General features: G+C 59.8%; 5 protein-coding genes and 1 pseudogene. 1 reads left to right on the forward strand and 5 read right to left on the reverse strand.

Going from position 1 to position 6,898, the window contains the following annotated elements:
* Positions 1–144: 144 nt before the first annotated feature.
* Positions 145–309 (forward strand): hypothetical protein, encoded by a 165-nt coding sequence (locus YUU_RS60775; RefSeq protein ID WP_198031972.1) that lies wholly within the window; start codon positions 145–147, stop codon positions 307–309.
* 254 nt (positions 310–563) lie between these two features.
* Here YUU_RS60775 and YUU_RS0145210 read toward each other — a convergent pair whose 3' ends face one another.
* The 5 genes and pseudogenes from YUU_RS0145210 to YUU_RS54420 all read right to left on the reverse strand — a co-directional run bounded on the left by YUU_RS0145210 (position 564) and on the right by YUU_RS54420 (position 6,096).
* On the reverse strand, positions 564–773 hold the full coding sequence (locus tag YUU_RS0145210; RefSeq protein ID WP_027528039.1) for a hypothetical protein: 210 nt from the start codon (positions 771–773) through the stop codon (positions 564–566).
* 173 nt (positions 774–946) lie between these two features.
* Positions 947–1,336 carry a response regulator gene (locus tag YUU_RS0145215; protein ID WP_027528040.1) on the reverse strand — a complete coding sequence of 130 codons (390 nt, stop codon included), beginning with the start codon at positions 1,334–1,336 and terminating at the stop codon, positions 947–949.
* 471 nt (positions 1,337–1,807) lie between these two features.
* Complete coding sequence (locus YUU_RS0145225; protein WP_156944932.1) at positions 1,808–3,553, reverse strand: adenylate/guanylate cyclase domain-containing protein; 1,746 nt, start codon at positions 3,551–3,553, stop codon at positions 1,808–1,810.
* A gap of 788 nt (positions 3,554–4,341) precedes the next feature.
* Positions 4,342–4,846, reverse strand: a pseudogene (locus YUU_RS54415) (Lrp/AsnC family transcriptional regulator).
* A gap of 371 nt (positions 4,847–5,217) precedes the next feature.
* Positions 5,218–6,096 (reverse strand): aldo/keto reductase, encoded by an 879-nt coding sequence (locus tag YUU_RS54420; protein WP_371260602.1) that lies wholly within the window; start codon positions 6,094–6,096, stop codon positions 5,218–5,220.
* Positions 6,097–6,898: the final 802 nt, after the last annotated feature.

Here is a 6,898-nt window from a genome sequence, read left to right on the forward strand (position 1 = left end):
CAGCCTGCCTTGGCAATGCCCCCTAAGATCTTGCAAGGGTTCCTTCACCTTGAGCCAGGGATACATCCGAATGGGCTATAGCCGGAGATCGCTTCGCGCTGAAGAGTNAGACCGCCGCTGCTGGGGGCCAAACGGAGATGTCCGATGGGTGTGGCAGGCTGGCGCTTTGCGCATATGACGAGAACTCTCCACGTCCGGGCGGTCGTTATCGGCGTGCTGGAAGAGTTGCCGTTTATCTGCCCGGTGGCGGTCGCAATCGGCTCGCTGATCATGATCGGCATCACGCTCTGCAAGGATTGGCCGCAGTGAGGCGACCCGACGACCAAGGCGCGCTCAATCATCTATCGAATGATCTGCAACCTTCTCGCGCCCCTCGATGTGAACCGTGCCAGCATCGAGCCCACCGCCGTGCACGTCTGCTTGGCCGCCAATTGCGGCGCGAGAGCAGACAATTCGGGACCGCCGAGAGGCAACATGTACTGAACGGCGAGATCGGCGGATAGCGCCACCGGGTGAGCGAGTGCGGCGCCGCCTTTTCTTCACGCTCAGATGGCCGCCGCTAGTCAGCTGGCGCGCGCGGCGCGCCAGCTTTCGACGCCATCATTTAGATGACGCTCCTGTTTGCGCAACTCATCGATTAGACGCTCGAGGTATGGCGGCAGGGGCGAAGTTTCGCGAGATAAGTCCTGTTGCAACCTGTCACCCACCTCGTCACAGATCGACCGCGCGGTCTTATGGTCGATGTGGTCCGATATTCGGCTGATCGGTTCCATGACGCGACTTCTTTGATCGGGCCCCACGATTAACTTAAGTTACAGAGTGAGAAATTGTTTCGCGTTCCTCAAACGTCGTCGATGGTTCCATGGAGTGGGAAGATCCACGTCGGGGTCGCGCCAAAAGGCGTCGCTGCCCTTGCGTGAATTCCCAGGGCGGTGCCCGTCCTCCTTCACACCGCGAGCAAGGGATGAAGCTGTGAGCGACACAACTCGGCAACGTCGGCCGTGAATTCCTCAAGATCGTAAGGATTCTCCCATCGCCGCACATGCTGGAAGCGGTCGGGGATATTCTCGGCACCGTAGCCAGTCGTGAAAATGAAGGGCTTTCCGACACGCATGAGTTCGTCCGCGATTGGAAAGGCTGAGCGTCCGCGCAGATTGATATCGACCGCGGCGACATCGAAACCATCGTGCTGGACAGACATCGCGTCGATGACTGGCCCGATCACGTGAGCGCCGAGCGCACGGAGCGCCTTCGCTAGATCATCTCCGAGCAAGTACTCGCTCTCAATGATCAGAACGCGGCAATCCTTCACGGAACGTCCGGTGGGAGGAGACATCGTCCACCTCGCGATGTGTCGGCCTGCCTCGCTAGGACAAAGGCCGACCGACGAAACCGTTCCTTGCCATGGTTCCAAGTTCCGCGACGCAACTAGCCTCGTGGTGCGGGCACAGGAATTCCTCGTAAAGCGCTATTATTCGGCATCACCGGCTAGGGGAACTGAATGGAAGCAGCGCACGTTGATCTCGTATGCTTTGTCGGGAAGAACTTCGACCGCTCGTTATAGTGATGGCAGCTATCGTGCTTGGTCTGGTTGTGAAGGAGATAAAGCTCAGTCACCACGAGGCGGCACCAGCAGGCATCGACTACGCGGCAACGGAATAGAGCACGCCGCGCGCGCGGCATCGCAGCACGTCATGATGTCCACATCCATCGTCCGCGCGCCGGGAGCGGTGGCGCAAGTTGTCAGCGGCCAGCGGCGCGAGAGCAAAGCCGTCATTCGATCACCTCGTCGCTACAAGCACTGGGCTCATTCGGGCAACCCCGCTTTCCGAAGACCCTCGATCAGCAGCTTCGCGTTTGATCGCCCGCCGCGAGCGATGAACCCAGAGATTGTGAAGGCGGGATCGGTCTCGAGCACACGCGCCGCCCCTTCACGCGCTTCTGCGTCGCGTCCGAGATGGGCGAAAGCGGACGCAAGACAACAATAAGTTAGCGAAAAGAATGGGTTCTGACGCAGGGCCTTCCTCGCGGCGACGACGGCCTCGTCAAAGCGACCCAGTTCAACTAAGGCAATCCCCATGCCGGTAAGCGGCCGGTGTAACAGCGGGTCTACCGGGCTCGCGCGAATGGCACGTTCAAAGCTGCGGATCGCTTCCTCCGGCAGCCCCGCACTTCGATAGACCCAGCCTCTGCAGCCCCATCCGGTAAGCGAATTTGGGTTGAGCGCGACGGCCCGGTCAGCCATTTCGATTGCACCTTCATAATCGCGGACCAAGAACGCTGAGATCAGGGCAGCAAAAGCCAACGTTTCCGGATCACCATCGTCGAGGCTCAAGGCCAAGCGACAAAGCCGAATTGCTTCCTTGCGTTCGAATTGCGGATCGGCAGCAAAGCCAAAAACGACGTTGTTCATGTGGAGGACACCTGCCAGAGCCGCGACAAGGCCGAACCGAGGGTCCAGTTCCAAGGCACGATGCGCCAGCGTGATCGCCTCGGCCACCCCTTCGTGGGTCGCTAGGTAAAACTGCGGCATAGCTCGGAGATAAAAATCATAGGCGGTAAGGTTCTCCGGTCGCCGCCGCTTCGCTATTGCGATTTCTGTTTGAAGCAGTTTCGGCTGAATAGCTGAGACAACGGCGACGGTGACTTCATCCTGGAGAGCGAAAATGTCGGTCAGGTCACGCTCGAACCTGTCCACCCAAATGTGCGCGCCCGTAGTCGCATCAATCAACTGCCCTGTAATCCGAACTTTCCCTAACGCCTTGCGCACAGACCCCTCAAGGACATAGCGCACGCCAAGCCTGCGCCCGACTTCCTTGATATCGACGGCTCTGCCCTTGAAGGTGAAGCTCGAATTTCGCGCGATTACGAACAGCCAATGAAACCGGCTGAGCGCCGTAATGATTTCCTCAACCATTCCGTCCGCAAAATACTCCTGTTCGGGGTCGCCGCTCATGTTCTCGAACGGCAGCACGGCGATGGATGGCTTGTCGGGTAGCGGAGGTGCGGCACTTATCTTCTCGATCAGCGCGCTATGCTCGCCCGCGCGGACAGCATAGGCGCGAACCGGCTTGGTGATGTTCTTGAGCTGCTGTTCGCCCCGGTCCTCGAAGTCTACGTCCAGCTTACCCTCGACCTCGCTGTACACCTTTTCGGAAATCAGGATGCCGCCTGGATCGGCTGTCCCTTCCAGCCGGACAGCAATGTTGATCCCGTCGCCAAAAAGATCGCCGCCGGTTCCAACGATTACGTCACCAAGATTGATCCCGATACGCAACTTGAAGCCATGGCTGCCCGAAGCGAGACCTTCCTGTATCTCAACCGCGCATCCCACAGCGGCTAATGGACTGGCGAACTCGGCAAGTGCGCCATCGCCCATTGTCTTGATAAGTCGGCCTTCGTGGCGGGAGAGGCTTGGCTCGATTACCTCGCGCTTCAGCCGCTCGAACTCGGCGTAGGTGGCTTCCTCGGCGCGTTGCATCAACGCAGAGTAACCGACCACGTCGGCAGCCAAGATCGCCGCTAATCGCCTTTGGACCCGCTGCTCCGCCACAGCGCCCTCCGACCGGCCAGACTAACCACGCCGCTGGGACACGGAGGAGCCTAGCACACCGCACACCGGGAGCGGCGGCGCAAAGGCGTCAGGGGCGGGTTCGGGCGCATCAGCGGTCTTCCCAGGAGCCTTGGCTGATCGGGACACAACGGAGGACACACGAAGCAAACACCGTTGTTTTCATTGAGAACTTTACCATTCTACGTCCCCCGCAAGGGGAGAAGGTGGGCTTCAGGGCAGGGCTAAGCCACAGAGACCGTAAACTCAGCAGAAAACTGTCGGGGGGAACGTAGGTAGCGCTCCGCCGACTCAAACCCCCGACGTTCACGATCTCGTCCCCGCACGCTAGTGCCGAGATCAGTCATTCCGACAAGGAGAAAACCCATTGCGGGTTCAACGCAGGTTTGGCGGCTCAGTTGCCGGAATTAGCGTTGATCTTTCTAGCAAATCATACGTCTCCTAATCAGCGGATCCCAGGTTCGAGCCCTGGTGCGCCCACCAAGCCTTTCAGTGGCTTAGTTACCTTGCGAGACGGCCATTCCGACAAGCCGTCAGCCGCTATATGGCCGATCTTTCATTCTCGATCCTATCCAGAGCCGAGCGTTGTCTCTGCGCCTTTATTCTCGGCACGAAGCATGCGTCGGTGAATTTGGTACAGATCGAAAATCGGCGCATCGTAGAATAGGATGCCGAGGCGAATTATTGGGCCGTGCCGTGAGTGTCGCGCCTCTGGATGGATTGCTTGTCTCCTCCCGTTCTTGTCGTCCCGCGGTGAATTGCTGCCTCGTCTAGCCACCTGGGCTGACGAGCAGCGGATCGGCGGACATGACGAGCTTCAGGCTTCGCAGCGAAAACGTCGATCGGGTGTGCCTGATGCCCTGAATCCTGTAGAGCTTCTCGCGCAGAAACCGCTCGTAGTGCGTCGTGTCGGCGACCGCGACCGTCATAGTCGCCGGTGACGAGGTTGGCTTCGATCACTTCCGGAATCTTGGCGAGAGCATCGCCAAAACGTGTGAGCACCTTGTCGCCGTGCTTGTCGAGCGTGACTTCGATGAAAACGATATCCTTCAGGCCGAGGGCGGTGTGATCGATGACGGCCGCGTAGTGCTTGATGACGCCGATCTCCTCCAGGCGCCTGACCCGCGACCAGCAGGGCGAAGATGACAGCCCTACGCGATCGGCCAGTTCGTTGATCGTAAGGCGGCCCTCGTTGCGAAGAATTGAAAGGATCTTTCGATCGATCAGGTCGAGCTGCGCCTTGGTTCGCGCCTTCGCATGAGAAGATGATTTCATCAAAAATCTCCATGTCCGCGGATGAATCTTCTTCGAATTGGCATTCTCGCGCAAAAGATCGGGAAAATCACCTGATGGCCCGGGAGTACAGTCTTGGCGAGGAGACCAGCCAATGCCAGCTTCGGCGCGTCGCGCTTCATCTGTCGTCTTCAGGGCCTTCGCCACGGACTCGCTCGCTGCGGCGTCTCAGCTTCTGGCCGATGTGCAGCGGTTCGGCCTGCAGATGGTCGAATTCCGTATGACGGTCGATGCGGAAGGAGGGGCAGCCATCGACTTCGACATCGATGTCGCCCCGTGCCGCGATCCTGCGGTTCTGCGCTCAATCTTGTTGATGTCCGAGGTCGAGATGAGAGATTTGATGGGCTCCGGATTCATGTTCCAATCTTTGCTGAGGCTCGGTCGATCGCGTCAAACTCGGTCTCACTCAAGCGCCAACCGAGTGCATCGAGATTGGCCCTTGCGTGATGAGGCTTCGTCGCGCCGGGGATGGGAATCACGTGCCTGTCGCGCGCCAACAGCCAGTTTAGGGCGACCTGGCTGATGCTGGCCTCGTGCGCGCGGGCAATATCGGCGAGACACGTCAGCAGGGCTTTCGTGCCAATGCTGTCCGATGGCTGCGTGAGGCGGCCGGACGCAAGGGGAAAATACGCGACCAGTGCTACATCGAGCTCACGGCAGGCTTCGAGTACGCCACTTGTTTCCGCTGCCCGTCGGAGCAGGCTGTAATTGACCTGATTGGCGGCGAGCGGAACTCCGGTCCTTGCGAGGTGATCGGCGATGCGGCGCATCTGGTCCGCATTGAAATTTGCCACGCCGACCGCGCGTGCCTTGCCAGAGTTCACCGCTTCGGCGAGGCCCTCGGCGAACACTCCCACGTCAATCAAGGGCAGCGGATAATGGACATAGTAGAGATCGATTGTCTCGAGGCCAAGGCGCGCGAGCGAACCGTCAAGCGCGCTCATCAGGCGGCGCGGAGAGGTTCGGCCCGGAAAGGGAAGGAATTTCGATGCTATCACCGCGCGGGTGGGACCGGCGCGCAAGCAGTCACCCACGACGCGCTCCGAGAAATAGATCTCAGCCGTGTCGATCATGCACGGGCCGGCATCATGAATGGTCCTGTATGTTTCCAACACGGCCCCACGATCGGCACGCCGCCATTTGTTCGTGCCGATGCCCAAGGGCAGCACATGGATGCTGGTTCGACCCAGAGGGCGCGTATCATGCTCTGCGGGCATCGCTGGACCTCTCATGAAAGCGCCGTGGGCTGGTCGGTGTGATCACGTTGGCGTTTCAAGGTTACGCCTTAGCGACTGCGGCCGCATCATCTTCTGCGGCTACTGTCCGTATCAGGGAGACGCCCGGGTCGTGAACGTTGCGGCAAGCCGGATCAGGCTCGCGGGGTGAACGGGAATGCCGAGCAGACCGAGGCGGTCAGATGAGGCAGAATTGATGTCCGCTTGTCGGCGTGCGCCGTGAGAAGGCGGCGCTTTCCAGTGGGTGCAAGCCCCACCCGGCGAAACGCTCCAGCCGGAAGCAACCGGAGCAGCTATGGAGGTGACGAAGTGGCTGAAGCCTTCTGATAGCGTGTCACGATATACGGTGACAGCGCGAGTGTGCAGGCCGTAACGCAAGTGAACGCTGAGCAAGCCTCGAAAAGGACGAAGCACAGGCCGACCTGACAGCCATATCAGGGAAGGCTGACACGATTGGGGAGGAAGAGAGCGAAGTAAGGCTCCAATCGCTGTGCCGGGGTAGTGGCGACAGCATGCACACAAGGAAAGCGTACGCAACACGGGAGGCCCCACGGCGTGGTCAGGGATGATCAACCGGACGCCCGCGAGGGACAGGCCGGGCACCGTGGGGATGCGGAGGGGTTCGTAGTACCGCTGAAGCCGGGTAACGCCGAGGGAGGGAAGGGACCTCAGTTCAAGACGAACGCAAGACGTAGCGAGGGACCTGGGGATTGGGCAACCTATCAACTCCGAAGAGTGTTCAGAAACTGCAGACGGCGTTGCACGCGAAAGCGAAGGCAGAAGCCGGCTACCGCTTCTA

It is taken from the genome of Bradyrhizobium sp. Ec3.3 (assembly GCF_000472925.1).
Classification (GTDB): domain Bacteria; phylum Pseudomonadota; class Alphaproteobacteria; order Rhizobiales; family Xanthobacteraceae; genus Bradyrhizobium.

Excerpts from the sequence above, each read along its gene's own strand:
- YUU_RS54420 (WP_371260602.1), bottom strand. The coding sequence starts at position 6,096 with ATGAGAGGTCCAGCGATGCCCGCAGAGCATGATACGCGCCCTCTGGGT.
- YUU_RS60775 (WP_198031972.1), top strand. The coding sequence starts at position 145 with ATGGGTGTGGCAGGCTGGCGCTTTGCGCATATGACGAGAACTCTCCAC.
- YUU_RS0145210 (WP_027528039.1), bottom strand. The coding sequence starts at position 773 with ATGGAACCGATCAGCCGAATATCGGACCACATCGACCATAAGACCGCG.
- YUU_RS0145215 (WP_027528040.1), bottom strand. The coding sequence starts at position 1,336 with ATGTCTCCTCCCACCGGACGTTCCGTGAAGGATTGCCGCGTTCTGATC.